The organism is Pseudomonas sp. R1-7 (assembly GCF_051132105.1).
GTDB lineage: Bacteria > Pseudomonadota > Gammaproteobacteria > Pseudomonadales > Pseudomonadaceae > Aquipseudomonas.
In genome coordinates this window covers 4,921,166-4,936,348 of sequence record NZ_CP071661.1, presented here as the reverse complement: position 1 = coordinate 4,936,348, position 15,183 = coordinate 4,921,166, and the positions used below count along the sequence as shown (strand labels likewise).

The 15,183-nt window shown below is 61.5% G+C and carries 17 protein-coding genes, 1 pseudogene and 1 riboswitch; of the genes and pseudogenes, 9 read left to right on the top strand and 9 right to left on the bottom strand.

The features are described from left to right. Entirely contained in the window at positions 1–639 is a 639-nt protein-coding gene (gene upp / locus J3P79_RS22155; RefSeq protein WP_039592183.1) for a uracil phosphoribosyltransferase, read from the bottom strand. Between the two features lie 162 nt (positions 640–801). On the opposite strand from upp, the gene J3P79_RS22150 reads away from it, so the two are divergent. Next, complete coding sequence (locus tag J3P79_RS22150; RefSeq protein WP_030138595.1) at positions 802–1,359, top strand: hypoxanthine-guanine phosphoribosyltransferase; 558 nt, start codon at positions 802–804, stop codon at positions 1,357–1,359. Between the two features lie 111 nt (positions 1,360–1,470). Here the strand turns inward: J3P79_RS22150 and dauA are convergent, their stop codons facing one another. After that, positions 1,471–3,201 (bottom strand): C4-dicarboxylic acid transporter DauA, encoded by a 1,731-nt coding sequence (gene dauA / locus J3P79_RS22145; protein WP_434605689.1) that lies wholly within the window; start codon positions 3,199–3,201, stop codon positions 1,471–1,473. 321 nt (positions 3,202–3,522) lie between these two features. Between dauA and J3P79_RS22140 the strand changes: the two genes are divergently transcribed. Together J3P79_RS22140 and J3P79_RS22135 are read left to right on the top strand one after the other, a co-directional pair. Further along, positions 3,523–4,008 (top strand): hypothetical protein, encoded by a 486-nt coding sequence (locus J3P79_RS22140; protein WP_434605688.1) that lies wholly within the window; start codon positions 3,523–3,525, stop codon positions 4,006–4,008. A gap of 61 nt (positions 4,009–4,069) precedes the next feature. Then, a complete protein-coding gene (locus J3P79_RS22135) occupies positions 4,070–4,357 on the top strand; it encodes a PA4642 family protein (protein ID WP_434605687.1) in 288 nt (95 codons plus the stop codon). A gap of 114 nt (positions 4,358–4,471) precedes the next feature. Here the strand turns inward: J3P79_RS22135 and mqo are convergent, their stop codons facing one another. Together mqo and J3P79_RS22125 are read right to left on the bottom strand one after the other, a co-directional pair. Continuing rightward, positions 4,472–5,980: a malate dehydrogenase (quinone) gene (gene mqo / locus J3P79_RS22130; RefSeq protein ID WP_434605686.1), complete on the bottom strand. Its 1,509-nt coding sequence runs from the start codon at positions 5,978–5,980 to the stop codon at positions 4,472–4,474. 733 nt (positions 5,981–6,713) lie between these two features. Further along, complete coding sequence (locus tag J3P79_RS22125) at positions 6,714–6,947, bottom strand: hypothetical protein (RefSeq protein WP_434605685.1); 234 nt, start codon at positions 6,945–6,947, stop codon at positions 6,714–6,716. A 206-nt stretch (positions 6,948–7,153) separates the two neighbouring features. On the opposite strand from J3P79_RS22125, the gene J3P79_RS22120 reads away from it, so the two are divergent. Then, positions 7,154–7,738: a YajG family lipoprotein gene (locus J3P79_RS22120; RefSeq protein ID WP_030138601.1), complete on the top strand. Its 585-nt coding sequence runs from the start codon at positions 7,154–7,156 to the stop codon at positions 7,736–7,738. A 56-nt stretch (positions 7,739–7,794) separates the two neighbouring features. Here the strand turns inward: J3P79_RS22120 and J3P79_RS22115 are convergent, their stop codons facing one another. Further along, complete coding sequence (locus tag J3P79_RS22115) at positions 7,795–8,001, bottom strand: hypothetical protein (RefSeq protein WP_046063543.1); 207 nt, start codon at positions 7,999–8,001, stop codon at positions 7,795–7,797. A 210-nt stretch (positions 8,002–8,211) separates the two neighbouring features. Between J3P79_RS22115 and J3P79_RS22110 the strand changes: the two genes are divergently transcribed. Beyond that, entirely contained in the window at positions 8,212–8,493 is a 282-nt protein-coding gene (locus J3P79_RS22110; protein ID WP_039592175.1) for a lipoprotein, read from the top strand. Between the two features lie 69 nt (positions 8,494–8,562). On the opposite strand, the gene J3P79_RS22105 is transcribed toward J3P79_RS22110, so the two are convergent. Continuing rightward, on the bottom strand, positions 8,563–9,729 hold the full coding sequence (locus J3P79_RS22105) for a 1-acyl-sn-glycerol-3-phosphate acyltransferase (RefSeq protein ID WP_434605684.1): 1,167 nt from the start codon (positions 9,727–9,729) through the stop codon (positions 8,563–8,565). Between the two features lie 139 nt (positions 9,730–9,868). On the opposite strand from J3P79_RS22105, the gene J3P79_RS22100 reads away from it, so the two are divergent. Genes J3P79_RS22100 through J3P79_RS22090 form a run of 3 tightly spaced genes read left to right on the top strand, consistent with a single transcriptional unit; the run spans position 9,869 to position 10,981 of the window. Then, positions 9,869–10,051: a CPXCG motif-containing cysteine-rich protein gene (locus J3P79_RS22100; protein ID WP_030138605.1), complete on the top strand. Its 183-nt coding sequence runs from the start codon at positions 9,869–9,871 to the stop codon at positions 10,049–10,051. 9 nt (positions 10,052–10,060) lie between these two features. Beyond that, a complete protein-coding gene (locus tag J3P79_RS22095) occupies positions 10,061–10,321 on the top strand; it encodes a putative signal transducing protein (protein WP_434605683.1) in 261 nt (86 codons plus the stop codon). Positions 10,322–10,357: 36 nt separating this feature from the next. After that, complete coding sequence (locus J3P79_RS22090; protein ID WP_434605682.1) at positions 10,358–10,981, top strand: SOS response-associated peptidase; 624 nt, start codon at positions 10,358–10,360, stop codon at positions 10,979–10,981. A 99-nt stretch (positions 10,982–11,080) separates the two neighbouring features. Here the strand turns inward: J3P79_RS22090 and J3P79_RS22085 are convergent, their stop codons facing one another. Then, positions 11,081–11,785: a methyl-accepting chemotaxis protein gene (locus J3P79_RS22085; RefSeq protein WP_434611575.1), complete on the bottom strand. Its 705-nt coding sequence runs from the start codon at positions 11,783–11,785 to the stop codon at positions 11,081–11,083. A 201-nt stretch (positions 11,786–11,986) separates the two neighbouring features. Beyond that, positions 11,987–12,043 (bottom strand): annotated as a pseudogene (locus J3P79_RS22080) (hypothetical protein); the annotation flags it as partial. A gap of 1,392 nt (positions 12,044–13,435) precedes the next feature. Between J3P79_RS22080 and J3P79_RS22075 the strand changes: the two are divergent. After that, positions 13,436–14,251, top strand: coding sequence for a M48 family metallopeptidase (locus J3P79_RS22075; RefSeq protein ID WP_434605681.1), 816 nt, complete (start codon positions 13,436–13,438; stop codon positions 14,249–14,251). A 134-nt stretch (positions 14,252–14,385) separates the two neighbouring features. Here J3P79_RS22075 and J3P79_RS22070 read toward each other — a convergent pair whose 3' ends face one another. Continuing rightward, entirely contained in the window at positions 14,386–14,970 is a 585-nt protein-coding gene (locus tag J3P79_RS22070; protein WP_039592168.1) for a TMEM165/GDT1 family protein, read from the bottom strand. 90 nt (positions 14,971–15,060) lie between these two features. Next, a riboswitch (yybP-ykoY riboswitch) is annotated at positions 15,061–15,182 on the bottom strand. Between the last annotated feature and the right edge of the window lies 1 nt (position 15,183).

Here is a 15,183-nt window from a genome sequence, read left to right as displayed (position 1 = left end):
TCAGGCGTCCTTCTGCTTGGTGCCGAAGATCTTGTCGCCGGCATCGCCCAGGCCCGGGATGATGTAGCCATGTTCGTTGAGTTTCTGGTCAATGGACGCGGTGTAGATGGTCACGTCGGGGTGGGCATCTTCCACGGCCTTGATGCCTTCGGGCGCGGCGACCAGCACCATGGCGCGGATGTCCCGGCAGCCGGCTTTCTTCAACAGGTCAATGGTGGCGACCATCGAACTGCCGGTGGCGAGCATCGGGTCGATGATCATCGCCAGGCGCTCGTCGATTTCCGGCACCAGTTTTTCCAGGTAGGTATGGGCCTGCAGGGTCTGCTCGTTGCGAGCCACGCCCACCGCACTGACCTTGGCGCCCGGGATCAGGCTGAGCACGCCTTCGAGCATGCCGATACCGGCGCGCAGGATCGGCACCACGGTAATCTTCTTGCCGGCGATTTTTTCCACTTGCACCGCGCCGGCCCAGCCGGCGATCTCGTAGGATTCCAGCGGCAGGTCTTTGGTGGCTTCGTAGGTGAGTAGCGCACCGACTTCCTGGGCGAGCTCACGGAAGTTCTTGGTGCTGATGTCTGCACGGCGCATCAGGCCGAGTTTATGTCTGATCAGCGGATGGCGGATCTCGAGGATGGGCATGGGGAAGGCTCCGGCGGCGGGCAAAAAAACCGGCCTAGATTAATCTATCCGAGGGTGTTGTCCTATAGACAATACAGAACGTTAGTCCACAAACGCTTGATCTGGCCGGGCGGGATGCGTACCTTTGCCCGCTTTTCCGAACTGCCACCCCTGGAGAGCGCCATGTCCGCTGATCTCGAGCATATCCGTCAAGTCATGCGAGAGGCTGACTGCCTGTACACCGAAGCCGAAGTCGAAGCGGCCATTGCCCGTGTCGGTGCGCAAATCAACGATCAGTTGGCTGAAAGCAATCCGGTCGTGTTCTGCGTGATGAACGGCGGGCTGATTTTCTCCGGCAAGCTGCTGACCTATCTGAACTTCCCGCTGGAAGCGTCCTACCTGCACGCGACCCGTTATCGCAACGAAACCAGCGGCGGCGACCTGTTCTGGAAAGCCAAGCCGGAAGTCTCGTTCATCGACCGCGACGTACTGATCATCGACGATATCCTCGACGAAGGTCATACGCTGGGCGCGATCATCGATTTCTGCAAACACGCCGGCGCCCGCGCGGTGCACACCGCCGTGCTGATCGACAAGGACCACGACCGCAAGGCCCGTCCCGACCTGAAAGCCGATTTTGTTGGCCTGCCGTGCATCGACCGCTACATCTTCGGTTATGGCATGGACTACAAAGGCTACTGGCGCAACGCCAACGGTATCTTCGCCGTCAAGGGGATGTAACCAGATGACGGGCCCGGCGTTTCTGGATCAAGCCTTGTTTGGCTGATGGGCTAATAACGTGAGGGCTTGCGTGGCGAGGGAAGAAGCTCCCCCGCCACACTGTCAAACCAGTCATGAGTGCGCGGCGCTCGCGGCCAGCCATTTTTCGCTCTTGACCCGCGCCTGCTCCAGCGTCTGCACGTACGCCAACTGGCGTTGCTCGCGATGAACCCCGGCGCGACGCATTTTCAGGCGCACCCGTGCCGCTGTTCCCACGAGGATCAGGCCGATGCCCTGCTTGCGGTAATCCTTCAGGATACTTTCCAGGGCGGCCAGGGCAGTCATGTCCAGCATCGGCACGGCGCTCATGTCCACAATCACCACTCGCACACCCAGGTCGAACTTGCGCAGCACATCCAGTGCTTTTTCCGCCGCGCCAAAAAACAATGGCCCACGGATCGCATAGCAGCGCACGTGGTCGGGCAGGTCCAGCAAGGCTCGATGCACATGACGCGGCAGTTCGGCGCTGTCGGTCAACTCGCTCATGCGCTTGATGAACAGTCCGGCGGCCAACAGTAGTCCGACGGCGACGGCCAACACCATGTCGAACAGCACCGTCAGGCCGAGACAGGTCAGCAAGACCAGCACGTCGCTACGCGGCGCGATGCGCAGCGTGTGCACCACATGCCCGGCCTCGCTCATGTTCCAGGCCACGATCACCAGCAACGCGGCGAGGGCGGCCATGGGCAAATAACTGAACAGCGGTGCCAGCGATACAATCGCCACCAACACCACCAGGCTGTGGATGATTGCCGCCAACGGCGATGTCGCGCCGCTGCGCACGTTGGTGGCGCTACGGGCAATCGCGGCGGTGGCAGTGATGCCGCCGAACAGCGGGGCCACGAGATTGCCCAGGCCTTGGCCGACCAATTCGGCGTTGGGGTCATGCTTGCTTCCGGTCATGCCGTCCGCCACCACGGCGCACAACAGTGATTCGATGGCACCAAGCATGGCGATGGCGAAAGCCGGCCCGAGCAATTGGCGGAACAGGTCGTAGGAGAGCACCAGCGCCTTGCCTTGGCCGTCCGGCAGGTTCCATGGCCAATCGAAACTCGGCAGTAAAGGCGGGATGCCCGGGTAGGTGATGCCATCGACGACATAGCTGAAGCGTTCACCCAATGTTGCGATGGGGAGGCCGACGCGCTCCAGCGCCAGTCCAAGCAGCGCGCCCACCAGCAATGCCACCAAGTGCCCCGGGACCCGTGGCACCCAGCGCGGCCAGGCAATCAGCACAGCCAGGCACGCGGCGCCGATAATGCCGTCACCGAGATGTGCGCTGGGCAATGCCACGATCAGTTCGCCGAGTTGTTCGATGTAATGCTTGGCTTGCCCGGCGGTGGTCAGCCCCAACAGGTCCTTGAGTTGCAACGTGGCGATCACGACGCCGATTCCGGCGGTGAAGCCGAGGATGACCGGATAAGGGATGTATTGAATCAATCGCCCTGCACGCATCAATCCCAGGGCAATCAGAATCAAGCCGGCAAGCATCGTACATAGCAGCAGGCCGCCCAGCCCGTATTGCTGGGTGATGGGCAGCAGGATGACAACAAAGGCCGCCGTCGGCCCGCTCACGTTGAAGCGCGAGCCGCCGGTCAGGGCGATCAAGGGCGCCGCCACCAGCACCGTGTACAAGCCATGCTGCGGCGCCACGCCAACGGCGATCGCCAGGGCCATCGCCAAGGGAATGGCAATTACACCGACCGTCAGCCCGGCCACCAGGTCGCCGCGCAGGCGTTCGATTGTATAACCGGCACGCCAGGCTTGGCGCCAGGCGGCGAAGAGCGGTGGGGCGGAGAAGGACATGGTTACTCCTGGCGAAATTGAACCGGGCGATACCTCCCGCCCCACCGAGCGACTCACCCCGTGGCGAGGGAGCTTGCTCCCGCTGGACTGCGCAGCAGCCCCAAATAAGCTGACGCAATTCCCCAGACGGAGCGCGTCGAGCGGTTTACGACGGCTTCGCCGCCGAGCGAGAGCAAGCTCCCTCGCCACAAAGGCAATGCGTTCGGCGTCGGGCTTGATGGCCCTTTGAGTATGCCGCGCCAACCCCCCGAATGTATTGACCCGGGTCGCTTATTTTTTCCATGGATGCTAGCGTGCCCAGCCAAGCCCCCGGAGCCTGTCATGCGTGTATCGATCCGCCGCTGCGCCACTTTGCTGTTGATCACCAGCCTGCCCTTGACGGCCATGGCCGCGCCGATGCACAGCCAATTCCTGCCCCCCGACGATCTGGTGGCCCGCCAGGAGCAGCCCGAACAGCAGCAGTTGCTGCAAGTCACCGAGTATTCGGTGGTGCTGGGTAACCAGCGGCCTTCCAACCAGCAGCCGATCCCGGTCACCTCGCCATTGATGGTGCGCCTCAAAGGCAAGCCGTTGAACAAAGGCGCGACCATCGGCCAGGTGATCCTCAATTTCGACGGCGAAAGCAAAAGCCTGAAAAAACCTGTGTACGACGAGGCGAGCAAGACCCTGACCCTGTCTTACCCACAGGCCCAGTACCGAGTCGTCATCGATCTGCTGCGCAACGACACGGTGTACGTGCAGTTCCTCAGCTACGCCAACGGCCATATCTGGGCCGACCTGCACACCGGCACCGCACGCCCGCGTTGAGCCGCAACGCCCGCCGGGGGTAAACTGCCCGCCCCGTGAACTGTGCGAGCTGGAGCCGGCAATGCGTAAAGACAAGAAACAAGTGATTGGTGACGAGATTGGCGACGAACAGATCAAGCTGTTCCTCAATTTTGAACCGGTCGATGCTACGTCGCCGTCGCTGCACAAATTGATCAAGGCCTACCGCGGGCTGCGTGTCGACGACTTCGAGCGTTTCCTGGCGTTTTTCGTCGAGGCCGGCTACGACCTCGATGGCAAGGACGAGCATGGCAACGATTTCGTTGCGTTGATCCATGACCAGCGCAATGCCGAGGAATATATCGATTTGATCAAAAAAGCTCGCGGTTGATTGTTTCTGGCCTGCTGCGCAGGCCAGCGGGAGCAAGCTCCCTCGCCACGAAAAGCTGCAAAAAAAAACGCCCCGCTCTCATGGAGAACGGGGCGTTTTTTCTAACCGATCGAATCAAGCGTAGCTTTGGGTTTCGCTGCTTTCTTCAACCAGTTCCAGCGCGATGTTGTTCTGCGCGCTGATCTTGCGGTACAGCGCTGCATCGGTTTCCAGCACTTTTTCCCGAGCCGGGAAGATTTCCGCGAGCTTGGTGGCCCACTCTCCCTTGGCTTTTTCCGGGAAGCAACGCTCGATCAGTTCCAGCATGATCGAAACGGTCACCGAAGCACCCGGGGAGGCGCCAAGGAGGGCGGCGAGGGTGCCGTCCTTGGCTGCCACCAGTTCGGTGCCGAATTGCAAGACGCCGCCTTTTTTCGGATCTTTCTTGATGATCTGCACCCGCTGGCCGGCCACTTCCAGGCGCCAGTCCTCGGCTTTCGCCTCGGGGTAGAAGCGACGCAGGGATTCCAGGCGCTGCTCCATGGACTGCATCACTTCGCTGATCAGGTACTTGGTCAGGTCCATGTTGTCCCGGGCCACAGCCAGCATCGGGCCGATGTTGCCAGCGCGCACCGACAGCGGCAGGTCCATGATCGAACCGTGCTTGAGGAACTTGGTGGTGAAGCCGGCGTATGGCCCGAATAGCAGGGATTTCTTGCCATCGACCACCCGGGTGTCCAGGTGCGGCACCGACATCGGCGGCGAGCCCACGGCGGCCTGGCTGTAGACCTTGGCCTGGTGGTGCTTGACCACTTCCGGATTGTCGCAACGCAGCCATTGGCCGCTGACCGGGAAGCCACCGAAGCCCTTGCTCTCTTCGATGCCTGAGGCTTGCAGCAGCGGCAACGCGGCGCCACCGGCACCGAGGAAGACGAACTTGGCGTCGACTTCGCGGGTGCTGCCGGAATTGACGTCCTTGATGCTCACGGTCCAACCGTCGCCCTTGCGCTTGAGGCCGGTGACGCGCTTGCAGTATTTGATCTGGGTGTCCGGCGCGCTGCCCAGGTGCTTGAGCAACTGGTTGGTCAAGGCGCCGAAGTTGACGTCGGTACCGTTCATGACGCGGGTAGCGGCGATGACTTCATCAGCCGGCCGGCCTGGCATCATCAGCGGCATCCATTCGGCCATCTGGTCGCGGTCTTCGGTGTATTCCATGTCGGCGAAGGCGTGATGCTGGCGCATCAGTTCGAAGCGCTTCTTCAAGAACTCCACGCCTTTGTCACCCTGCACGAAGCTCAGGTGCGGCACTGGGGCGATGAAGGATTTCGACGAGCCGAACGTACCCTTCCTGGTCAGGTACGACCAGAACTGCTTCGACACCTCGAACTGGGTGTTGATGTGCACGGCTTTCTTGATGTCGACACTGCCATCGGCGGCCTGGGGAGTGTAGTTCAGCTCGCACAGCCCGGCGTGACCGGTGCCGGCGTTGTTCCAGGGGTTGGAACTCTCCGCGGCACCTGAGTCCATCAGCTCGGCGACTTCCAGCGAAATCGCGGGGTCGAGCTCCTTGAGCAGTACTGCCAGGGTGGCACTCATGATGCCGGCCCCTACCAGGACTACATCGACTGCTTCGTTATGCGCCATTTAACGCGTCTCCAAAATCTGCAGCACCAAATTGTCGGCATAGCGGCCAGGAAGCGGGGCAGGTCAGTTGCGCCCCAGGTATCCATGGCCAGGAATCGCCATGTCCGAATCTTCGCAATTTTTTTGCAACTTCGCAGATGCATGCGGCCTGGCCTCAAGAGTCCCATGAACTCATTTAAGCGCCGGGCAGGCAATTCGACTTATGGCCGAGGCATCCGCTCGTGCAACCAAATCCGTAGCGGACAGGCTTCAGGCGGCGGTTCTTGAACGATATCCGGTCCTGTGTCGTTGGGCTGTTCCAGACGCTGATGGTGCTTGTTCAGACGCAAAACTCTTCATTTGCTCGCCACACTCTTGTGAAGTTGTGAAAACCCGTTTTTTCACGCTCTTTTGAAGACGTGAACCTCAAAAAGGGCTGTCCCAGCCTGGCACCGCGCCCGGTTTGGTTGCCCCCATGCAATACATGACAGGCAAAACGGGCAGACAGCTCAGTGACCGAGCGTAATGACAGCTCTGCAGATTCGCGAAAAGCGGTGATTTGCCAGGAAAACAGCAAGCGCCAGCTTCACTCGATCTGTGTGGGCGGCTCTCTGTGGGCGGTGCGGGGTGCCAATACAAGCGCATCAGCGGCGTTGCGAGGCCCGATCAGGAGACGTCCTTATAATCGGGGGGAGATTGTAGCGAAGAAACGCGCGGAAATGGTCGTGTTTTATGACTTTTATTAGCCCTGCGGTCAGACGGCCAACAGCGGGCGGTTTCGTGCACGAGTACGAGGCGGTTGTACCAGGGCGCTGGCAGGCAAGGGTTGATGCAACCAGTTGAGGCGGATCTCTTCGATTTCCACCCAGCCATCGCCCATGGGCTGCAGGCTGCATTGCTTGAATGCCTGGCAGCGGCCGGTGCGGTCGAGCAGGGCGAAGCAGCGGTGATGCGGGCGCGGGGTGAACAGGGAAATGAGGTGGCGCATGGTCAGGTACCGTATCCGGGGAACTTGGGCACAGCCTGACAGCCAGCCATGACGTCGAGGTTTAAGGACGATGACAACGGGGTGACAGGAACCGCCCACCCAGACCCGTGTCAGACATTTCAGTATTCATGCTGCGACGCTAGTTCGCCGCGATGGCGCACCGCTATACTGCCGGCCTGTCTGTGCCCGATTCTGGAGAGAAGAGCATGTTGCAACGCCTGTTGTTCGGTTTGATCGCAGTGACCAGTCTGACCCTTGTCGGCTGTGCCCACAGCCCGCAACAACTTAACCCGGAGCCCAAGCTTAACGCCCAGCTGGCGCCGGTGGGTCGCGGCCAGCCGGTGGTGGTGCGGGTTGTTGACGGTCGTCCGTCGCCGACCCTCGGCACGCGTGGTGGGCTGTACCCGGAAACCAGCGTGATCACGGTGCAGGGTGCGCAGATCCTGCCTAAATTGCAGGCCCAGGCCGAGGCGGCCGTGCGTTTGCTGGGCTTCACCCCCACCGCTAATGCAATGAATGCCCCGCAACTGACCGTGACCTTGGCCGAACTGAAATACCAGTCGCCCAAGGAAGGCATGTACGTGACTGAGGCGACAATCGGCGCGACCTTCCGCTCCGATGTGCAGAACGCCAACCGTCGCTACAGCGGCCGATACGGCGCTTCCCTGGACCAGCGCTTCGGCATGGCGCCCAACCAGGACACCAACACCAAGCTGGTCAGCGACGTATTGAGCGATGCCCTGACCCGTCTGTTCAAGGACCCGACCATTGGTCAGGTGCTGGCGGAGTAAGGCTGCGTCCCGAACGAAAAAGCCCGCATAAGCGGGCTTTTTTGTCGGCGCGGTCTTCATGCAGCCTGGGAATAGAACTCCAGCACGCTGATCCCGGTCAGCAGGTCTGTCTCCGGGAGGTCCGCATGCTGATGACCGCCGAGGGCGCAATACACCAGCCAATGACGGTCCTGCACGTTGAAGGACAAACTGCCGACAAGGTTCTGTTGTTCATCGCTCGGGCTGATGAGATAGAGACGATCCTGGTTTTCGGCGTGCAACATGAGGGATTCCGTACAGGTTTGGAGGGCGACAGGGTGGCCTATCCATATGACGAAACCGTTACATGAAAATTAACCTTCTTTTGTGGCCCTGGCCTGGGCGGATCGTTACCGGTCGGAAAAACCGACGCAGCGCGCCAGGCTTTCGGTAGAATCCGCGCCCTGTTCGTAGGTCCCGGGCGCAAGGCGTCCGTTTTTCGCTTGAGGTCTGTGATGTCGTTGCAATTGTTTTCTCTGTTCGCTGCCCACCCCGCCAAACTGATCAACCTGCTCGCGCTGCTGTTTGCCTGCCCGGGTGGCTGGGTATTGCACGCGACGCGACGCCGCGAACAGCGAGCACGTGCTTGCCTTCAAGCTCGCACCGGCGAAAGCAATGAACGATTCGAAGCACTGTTGGATCTGGCCACGCAGCGCATGAACCGTTTCTTCTACCGATTCGGATTCGCCTGCCTGGGCGTGGCGCTGTTGATGTCGTGGATCAGCACACAGCTCTGATCGCAGTCGGCGACAACTGCTTTGGTGGCGAGGGAGCTGCTCCCTCGCCACCCAAAAACACTCGCCGCTTTAAAGCGGCAACCCCGCCTTGACCCGATACTGGTTACGCACCGGCGTCGCATATTGCAGCACCAGGAACGGTCGCTGTTCCACCGGGCACGCATCCAGCCGACGTTGCCATTCCTCTTGAGCCTTCGCCAGTTCCTCGGCACCGAACACCTCGGCCGCCGTCGGCACCTGTAGCTGCGGGTCGGCATCGGTCCATTGGGCGTAGGCCAGGTAATGCACGGGGAACAGCCGATAACCGCCGAGAATCTGCCGGTCCATCTCCGCCGCCAATTGCTTGGTGTCTTCGAACAGCTCGGTGATCGGCGCGGAGAAGTTCACGTGGACCCGACCTTTATAGCCGGTGATGCCCTTGGCGATGCTGACGTCGTCTTCGCCCGGTGCCTTGGTGTAGGTCCCGGTGGTGGCGCGGATGTACAACTCGCGGGCCTTGGCCTGGTCGCACGGGTCGTACTCGTAGCTGATCGATACCGGCGTGAGGTTCAGCGAGCGGATGACCTCGCCGAACGGCTCGTCCTTGCGGCTCATGTGGAACATCTTGAGGATCGCCGACTCGGTCCGGTCATCACCGTCCTTGGCCCGGCCCTCGGCCTGGGCGATCCAGATCGAGGCGCAATCGTTGCGGATCGAGTGGTTGATGTACGCCGACAGCAACTGGTACGCCGCCATCTTTTCCCGGCGACCGGTGATGGAGCGGTGCACGATGAAGCTCTTGTTCAGGCGCATCAGGTCGCTGACGAACGGCTTTTGCAGCAGGTTGTCGCCAATGGCGATGCGCGGCGTCGGCAGGCCGGCGTGGTACACGGCATAGTTGACGAACGCCGGGTCCATCACGATGTCGCGGTGGTTGGCGATGAACAGGTACGCGTTGCCGGACTTGAATTGCTCCACCCCGGTGTAGGTCACGCCATCGGTGGCGCGCTCGATAGTGTGGTCGACGTAGAACTCCACTTTATCTTGCAACGTGGCGACCGAGGTCACGCCGGCGAACTCTCGACGCAGTTTCTGCGCTATAAGAGGTTTGAGCATCCAGCCGAACGCGCCGGCCAGGCGCGGGAAGCGGAAGTGGGTGAGGATATCTAGAAACGCCTTGTCGCTGAGCAGCCGTGCCAGCACCGCTGGTACTTCACTGTCGTCGTAAGGTCGGATGGCATCGAATTCGCCCATCATGCTCTCTTGTTGGAAACCGCTAGGGTAAGTAAAGGTTCGATCAAAAAAATGACAGGACACGGCCTGGAAGATAGTCCAGGCGAAAATAGCCCTGCAAATAGACCGGCGATTATACGCACAAGTCACTTGGGAGACCGCGATGCTGGAAGCTGCTGAATATGAATGTCCGTATTGTGGAGAAGAAGTAGAGACTTCATTGGATCTTTCCGGTGGCGACCAGACCTATATCGAGGACTGCCAGGTCTGTTGTCGACCGATTACCTTCGTGCTTCAGGTTCATGGCGAGGAATGGCACCTCGAGGTTTTCAGCGAGAACGAGTGAGGGACGGCCATGCAGCGAATCTACGAACTGGAAAACCTGATGGAAGGCGAATTGCTCCAAGGCATGCTCGCCAGCGAAGGCATCACGGCGCATCTGGTGGGTCGTGACCTGGTTGGGGGCGCGGGAGAACTGCCGATGCATGGGCTGTTGGGGCTGGCGGTGGAGGATGAACAGGCGCAATACGCCCGGGAACTGATCGCCGCCTACAATGCCGCGCTGCCGTTGCCCGGCGAGGAGCCGGACAGTTACCCCGGAACGCTGGTCTGTTAGGCTGGCCGCCGTGTGATATGAGAGTCGTGTTACCCCATGTGTGGACGTTATGCCTTGTTTCGCTGGAACCCCGCCTTTGCGGCCTTGCCCGGCTTCCCCGCCGACCAGAAGGCTCAATGGAACATCTCGCCCAACGATTCGGTTCTGATGCTGCGTGCCGGCGCCGATGGCCAGCGCGAATTGGCCCGGGCGCGCTGGGGGCTGACGCCGCCGTGGCTGACCGACCTGTCCCGCACACCGGCCCATGCCCGGGCCGAAACCGTCGCCGAGCAACCGATGTTCCGCGAGGCCCTGCGGTTGCGTCGGTGTTTGCTGCCGGCCAACGGCTTCTACGAATGGCGTGGAGGTTCGCGTAAACGCCCGTATTGGCTGACGCCGGGAGAGGGTTCTTCGTTGTTTTTCGCCGCGATCTGGGAAGCGTATCCGGTGCAGGAACAGGTGTGGTTGAGCACGGCGGTCATCACCCAGCCGGCGGCAGGACAGCGGCGTCCGTTGATTCTTGATGAAGAGGGCCAGCGGCTGTGGCTCGATCCCGAGACACCTTTGCATGCCTTGCAAGGGCTGCTGGCGAGCGAGCCGGGGCAATTGCGCGAGCGGGTGCTGGCGAACATGGTCAACGACCCGAAGCTCAATGGGCCGGAGTGCCTGACGCCGGCTTGAGTTCTTTGGCGGCAGAGCCGGCCCCTTCGCGAGCAGGCTCCCACAGAGGGCCACACAAATCCCCGTGAGGGCGAGCTTGCCCGCGATGGGGCCGTTGGATCAGACCTTGAACTGATTGATCAACCGCCGCTGTTGCTCCGCCAATTTGGTCAGCCCGGCGCTGGCGGCGCTGGACTCGTCGGCACCGCTGGCCACTTCGTTCGCCACCTGGCCGATGTTGATCACGTTGCGGTTGATGTCATCCGCCACGGCGCTTTGCTCCTCGGCGGCGCTGGCGATCTGGGTGTTCATGTCGTTGATCACCGACACCGCCTGGGTAATCGTTTCCAGCGCCTGGGCTGCCTTGGCCGCGTGCTGCACGCTTTCATCGGTGCGGTGTTGGCTGTCTTCCATGACACGCACCACGTCGCGGGTGCCCTGTTGCAACTGTTGGATCATTGACTGGATTTCTTCGGTGGCCTGTTGCGTCTTCTGCGCAAGGTTGCGCACTTCATCGGCGACCACGGCAAAACCACGACCCTGTTCGCCGGCCCGCGCCGCTTCGATGGCCGCGTTGAGGGCCAGCAGGTTGGTCTGCTCGGCGATCCCGCGGATGGCGGTGAGGATCGCGTTGATGTTCTCGCTGTCCTTGGCCAGGGTTTGCACCGCGCCGACGGCCTTGCCGATTTCCACGGCCAACGCGCCGATGGAAGTGGAGGTGTCGCGCACGATTTGCATGCCCTGGCTGGCGGCCTGGTCGGCGTGGCTGGCGGCTTGGGCGGCCTGGGTCGCATTGCGGGCGACGTCCTGGGCGGTGGCGGTCATTTCATGCACGGCGGTGGCGACCTGATCGATCTCCGACATTTGCTTATGCACGCCTTGGTTGGTGCGGATCGCGATGTCGGCGGTGTGCTCCGAAGAGTCGCTGACGCTCTGCACCGACGTCACCACTTGGGTGATCATCCGTTGCAGTTTGCTGAGGAAGGTATTGAAGCCCGTGGCGATGGCGCCCAGTTCATCGGCGCGGTCACTGGTCAAGCGGCGCGTCAGGTCGCCTTCGCCCTGGGCGATGTCATCGAGCATCGCCACCATCTGCTTGAGCGGCCGGGCGATGCCGTGGCCCACCAGCCAGATCACCAGCAGGCCGAGGGCGGCGATCGCGAGGCCGACCATGGCCATGCCGAAGATATCGGTCTCGCGCTGATCGTCGAGGTCCTTCTGCAAGGCTTGCAGATCGGCCATCACCGCATCCAGCGGCAGTTGCAGCATCAGCGTCCAGCGGGCGCTGGTCTCGCCGATGCCGAACGGCATGTACACCTCGATATGGCCGTGGGCTTCATCGATGTCGTAACGCACTTGGCCGACGCCGAGCTTGGTCAGGTTGTCCAGTTCGTTGGCGTCCAACAGGTCGCTGGCTTTCTCTCCGAGCTTGCTGGCGTCCTTGGTGAAGGCCACTAGCCGATTGTTGCTGGCGAGCAAGGCCATCTCCCCGGCGCCGTTGTACAACTTGGCGTCGGCGGCGACGAGCATGTCTTGGATGAAGTTCACCGACAGGTCGGCGCCGACGATGCCCTGGAATTTGCCATCGACCAGGATCGGTTCGATGAACGACGCCAGCATGGTCATGGTGTTGCCGACCCGGTAAGGCGCCGGGTCGATCACGCAGGCTTTCTTGCTGTCCTGGGAGCACAGGTAGTACTCGCTGGCGCGAATGCCGGTGGAGAGCAGTTTCTGGTCCGTTACGTCGGCGAGCTTTTCCAGGCCGAGGGTGCCGTCCTGGTTGCGAAACCACCACGGCAGGAAGCGCCCATCGGTTTCCATGCCCAGCACCTGGCTGTTCACGTAATTGGCGTCGTCATGGTCGATGGCGTTCGGTTCCCAGGCGATGTAGGCCCCGAGGACCTTCGGGTTGCGCACCACGGACTCGCGCAACAGGCTGATCATCTGCTCGCGTGGCATCTTCAATTGCGGAGTGCCGTCCGCGCCGTTCATGCCCATCATAGCGTTGGTCGTCGCCAGGCCCCGGGCAAGCAACAGCGGTGCTTCGAGTTCACGCTGGATCAGGCTGGCCTGGGTGTGGGCGAGGGCACTGAGGCGTTGCTCGATGAGTTGTTCGAATTGCGCCTTGGTCCGCTGTTGGACCATTTCCTGGGTGCTGGCGCCGGCAAACAATGCGTACAGCACCAGGGCGCCGACCACGCTGAGCACGATGGCACCGGCCAGGGCAGCAACGGAAAACTGGATCGATCTGAATTTCATAAAGGCACCGGACCTGAAATGACGTCTGGTCCCTGTATCGGCGTTTCCGTGGCCCGGCATGAGGCACTGTTCGTCGGGTGACTGTTTTGGCTGGATGGGTGTCGTGAACCGACGAGTAGGCACTGTCCGAAAAGTTTGTAATCCCTCGCTGTGTATCTGGCGCCGATACAAATCAAGGCCTAGGATACGCCCACGATTCCATGGAGCTTCTTTTGTATGAACAAGACTTTGATGGTGAGCGCTCTGGGCGCGGCTCTGCTGCTCGCCGGTTGCCAATCAGTCAATACCACCAGCGGCGGAGCCGTGGGCGTGGAGCGCAAGCAGTACATGTTCAGCATGCTGTCGACCGCCGAGGTCAACCAGATGTACGCCCAGTCCTATCAGAAGACGTTGGGCGAGGCGAGCTCCCAAGGCGCCCTGGACAAGACCAGTAGCGACGCCAAGCGCCTGCAGGTCATTGCTGACCGGCTGATCGCCCAGGCGCCTGTGTTCCGTCCGGATTCGGCGCAGTGGAACTGGGAAGTGAACCTGATCAAGAGCGATGAGCTCAACGCCAACTGCGGTCCCGGCGGCAAGATCATGTTCTACACTGGCCTGATCGACCAGTTGAAGCTGACCGACGCTGAGATCGCCGCGATCATGGGCCATGAAATCGCCCACGCCTTGCGCGAGCACGGTCGTGAAGCGATGTCCAAGGCCTATGGCATCGAAATGGCCAAGCAGGGTGCCGGTGCGATATTCGGCCTGGGCCAGGACAGCCTGGCGCTGGCCGACACGGTCGCCAACTATGGCATGACCCTGCCCAACAGCCGCGGCAACGAGAACGAAGCCGACCTGATCGGCCTCGAGCTGGCTGCCCGTGCCGGCTACGACCCGAACGCCGCGATCACCCTGTGGAACAAGATGGCCAAGGCTTCGGAAGGCGCTCCGCCGGAGTTCATGAGCACCCACCCATCGTCAAGCAGCCGGATCGCCTCGTTGCAGGCGGCGATTCCGAAGGTGATGCCGCTGTATCAGCAGGCCAAGAAATAATCATCACCTTGCGGTGAGGCGGCTGGCCTCATCGCGAGCAAGCTCGCTCCCACAAATCTGCGGTGTACACAATCTTGTGGACACCCGCAGCCCCTGTGGGAGCGAGCTTGCTCGCGATGAGCGATGACGCGGTATCAAACCCACCCACTGCTCTGCATCGCCTTGTACACCGCTACGATTGCCAGGATGAAAAACGCCGAGGCGGCCAGACGGCGGATGAGGGCCAGGGGCAGTTTCTCGGCGGCGAAGTTGCCGGCCAATACCACCGGCACGTTGGCAATCAACATGCCCACGGTGGTGCCAATGATCACCAGCCACAGTTCGGGGTATTGCGCAGCGAGCATCACCGTCGCGATCTGGGTCTTGTCGCCGATTTCCGCCAGGAAGAACGCGATCAGCGTGGTCAGGAACGGGCCGAACTTGCGGGCCGTATTCGCCTCTTCATCGTCCAGCTTGTCCGGGACCAGGGTCCACAGCGCCGTGGCCGCGAAGCTTGCCGCCAATATCCAATGCAACACCGCGTCGGAGAAGAACCCGCTGACCCAGGCCCCGACCGCGCCTGCCGCCGCGTGGTTGGCGAGGGTCGCGGCAACAATGCCGGCAATGATCGGCCACGGTTTACGAAAGCGAGCGGCGAGGATGAGGGCGAGCAGTTGCGTCTTGTCGCCGATTTCGGCCAACGCAACGATGGCGGTGGGTACGAGGAAAGAGTCCAGCATCAGGAAATTCCTAAAAGGGGCGGGTCGACACGGCTATGACACGTACAGCCTTCCCGCCCCGGGTAAGGTGTGCGTGTCATAGGTCTTGTCAAACCCAGCGACCATCTGCGTGGACGCTTGGGCCGCATACGCCATGGCCTGCTGACCAAGTATGTTGACGTATGCCGGGCGAGCTGGGCGCTCGCGGGAGACTACTCCCCTAGGACGGTGCGG

Bases quoted from the DNA above. Each gene is read 5' to 3' on its own strand.
- J3P79_RS22115 (WP_046063543.1), bottom strand. From the start codon at position 8,001: ATGTTGCACGCCGAAAACCAGGATCGTCTCTATCTCATCAGCCCGAGC.
- J3P79_RS22100 (WP_030138605.1), top strand. From the start codon at position 9,869: ATGCTGGAAGCTGCTGAATATGAATGTCCGTATTGTGGAGAAGAAGTA.
- J3P79_RS22110 (WP_039592175.1), top strand. From the start codon at position 8,212: ATGTCGTTGCAATTGTTTTCTCTGTTCGCTGCCCACCCCGCCAAACTG.
- upp (WP_039592183.1), bottom strand. From the start codon at position 639: ATGCCCATCCTCGAGATCCGCCATCCGCTGATCAGACATAAACTCGGC.
- J3P79_RS22105 (WP_434605684.1), bottom strand. From the start codon at position 9,729: ATGATGGGCGAATTCGATGCCATCCGACCTTACGACGACAGTGAAGTA.
- J3P79_RS22085 (WP_434611575.1), bottom strand. From the start codon at position 11,785: ATGACCGCCACCGCCCAGGACGTCGCCCGCAATGCGACCCAGGCCGCC.
- J3P79_RS22070 (WP_039592168.1), bottom strand. From the start codon at position 14,970: ATGCTGGACTCTTTCCTCGTACCCACCGCCATCGTTGCGTTGGCCGAA.
- J3P79_RS22150 (WP_030138595.1), top strand. From the start codon at position 802: ATGTCCGCTGATCTCGAGCATATCCGTCAAGTCATGCGAGAGGCTGAC.
- J3P79_RS22125 (WP_434605685.1), bottom strand. From the start codon at position 6,947: ATGCGCCACCTCATTTCCCTGTTCACCCCGCGCCCGCATCACCGCTGC.
- mqo (WP_434605686.1), bottom strand. From the start codon at position 5,980: ATGGCGCATAACGAAGCAGTCGATGTAGTCCTGGTAGGGGCCGGCATC.
- J3P79_RS22135 (WP_434605687.1), top strand. From the start codon at position 4,070: ATGCGTAAAGACAAGAAACAAGTGATTGGTGACGAGATTGGCGACGAA.
- J3P79_RS22090 (WP_434605682.1), top strand. From the start codon at position 10,358: ATGTGTGGACGTTATGCCTTGTTTCGCTGGAACCCCGCCTTTGCGGCC.
- J3P79_RS22140 (WP_434605688.1), top strand. From the start codon at position 3,523: ATGCGTGTATCGATCCGCCGCTGCGCCACTTTGCTGTTGATCACCAGC.
- J3P79_RS22075 (WP_434605681.1), top strand. From the start codon at position 13,436: ATGAACAAGACTTTGATGGTGAGCGCTCTGGGCGCGGCTCTGCTGCTC.
- dauA (WP_434605689.1), bottom strand. From the start codon at position 3,201: ATGTCCTTCTCCGCCCCACCGCTCTTCGCCGCCTGGCGCCAAGCCTGG.
- J3P79_RS22120 (WP_030138601.1), top strand. From the start codon at position 7,154: ATGTTGCAACGCCTGTTGTTCGGTTTGATCGCAGTGACCAGTCTGACC.
- J3P79_RS22095 (WP_434605683.1), top strand. From the start codon at position 10,061: ATGCAGCGAATCTACGAACTGGAAAACCTGATGGAAGGCGAATTGCTC.